General features: G+C 30.2%; 1 protein-coding gene. It reads left to right on the top strand.

Features of this window, described 5'->3' with window-relative positions; all coding sequences use genetic code 11:
* The first annotated feature begins 90 nt into the window (after window positions 1-90).
* Entirely contained in the window at window positions 91-657 is a 567-nt protein-coding gene (locus ACIR131C_RS0121315; RefSeq protein WP_155963224.1) for a hypothetical protein, read from the top strand.
* Window positions 658-705 lie beyond the last annotated feature (48 nt).

Here is a 705-nt window from a genome sequence, read left to right on the forward strand (position 1 = left end):
GAAGGAATATAGATAATGTTGCATATAGGTTTATTTGAGTTAATATTGCTAAATAAGGTATAAAAACATCTATTTTCATCTACCATGTCTATGTTTATCGAAAAGAAATGCGAAATGATATTTCATGTTGGAATTGATTCTAATGAGGAAGCAAACAAGTTTCTACGAAAATTATGGGCGGAATTCCGAAGAGAATTTGGTAAATGTGCTTGGAATTATACACCTACTAGGATAGGTATTGCTAATACTATAATTTTTGGAATGATGGACATAGAAATTCCAGAAGGTTCACTTATAGTAAGCATCTGTTATTTAAGGAAAGGAACTATAAAAACTATCAGCTTTGGTTTTATGGATCAAAAACCATCTGAGCATAGATTACATGAACTAAATCAAAATATTCAAAAAATTATCAACATAAGTAAAAAAAATTTGGATCAACGCTCTGAGTTTTTCTTTAAAACAGGTATAAACATTATTGTCAAGCCTTTAGGTTACTACAAAGGTGAGGCATTTGTAATTCATTGCAGCCAAGGATCTACATTTAATCTTGCAATTTCAACAACAGGGTATGACAAAATAGACGCACAAACAGAATGTCAAAGCAAAATTTTAAAATGCCTAGATTTACTATCAGTTGAAACTATAGTAGTTTAACTTAAGAATGAGACAAAAAGAGTATAAGATTGAAGAGAGAAGGTATGG

The organism is Dolichospermum circinale AWQC131C, from assembly GCF_000426905.1.
Lineage (GTDB): Bacteria > Cyanobacteriota > Cyanobacteriia > Cyanobacteriales > Nostocaceae > Dolichospermum > Dolichospermum circinale.